At 33.1% G+C, this 963-nt stretch carries 1 protein-coding gene; it reads left to right on the forward strand.

Annotated elements, in window-relative coordinates; all coding sequences use genetic code 11:
* Positions 1 to 801: capsid protein (locus tag Q3304_RS20695; RefSeq protein WP_407815335.1), on the forward strand; the 801-nt coding region annotated here is incomplete at its 5' end.
* Between the last annotated feature and the right edge of the window lie 162 nt (positions 802 to 963).

Below are 963 nucleotides of genomic sequence, written 5' to 3' on the forward strand. Positions count from 1 at the left end.
CCAAACAATGGAAGATATAGATGGACTGGGTCTAAAACAATAGAAATACCAACTATAAGCACGACTGGAAGGGTAGATTCAAATAGAGATACAATCGCAGTAGCTCAAAGAAACTATGATAATGCTTGGGAATCTAAAGCATTAACTAATCAGAGAAAATGGTCAACATTAGTTCATCCAGCAGACATTAACCAAACTAATCATGTAGCTTCAATAGGCAACATCACAAAGGTATACAATGAAGAACAAAAGTTCCCTGAAATGGATGCCTACTGCATATCTAAAATACATGCTGATTGGACAGCACTAGGTAACACAGCAGATACAACTGTTCTTACAACAGCTAATGTATTAGAAGTATTTGACACTTTAATGGAGAAAATGACAGAAGCTAGGGTACCCGAAAATGGAAGAATACTTTATGTTACACCAGTAGTAAATACACTTATTAAGAACGCTAAAGAAATACAAAGAACAGTAAACATAAAAGATGGTGGGACTTCTCTTAATCGTCAAACAACTGATATTGACACAGTTAAAATAATTAAGGTTCCATCTAACCTCATGAAAACTGCATATGATTTTACAGCTGGTTGGAAAGTAGGGGCAGGAGCTAAGCAAATATTTATGTGTTTAGTTCATCCATCAGCAGTAATTACACCTGTTTCTTATCAATTCTCTAAGTTAGACGAACCAACAGCAGTTACAGAGGGAAAATATTTCTATTTTGAAGAAAGTTTTGAGGATATATTTATATTAAATAAAAAAGCTGATGCTATACAATTTGTTGTTGAAGCGTAGAAAAAGGAGTGATATATAGTGCCACAAGTAAAGAAACTAAATAGAATATTAACTATAGAAGAATGTAAAATAGATGATTTCTTAGAAATGGGATATGACTTGATAGATGAAACTGGTAAGGCAGTAAAATATGGTAAGTCTTTAAATGTAAAGGATTTGGTT

The organism is Clostridioides sp. GD02377, assembly GCF_045899875.1.
GTDB lineage: Bacteria > Bacillota > Clostridia > Peptostreptococcales > Peptostreptococcaceae > Clostridioides > Clostridioides difficile_A.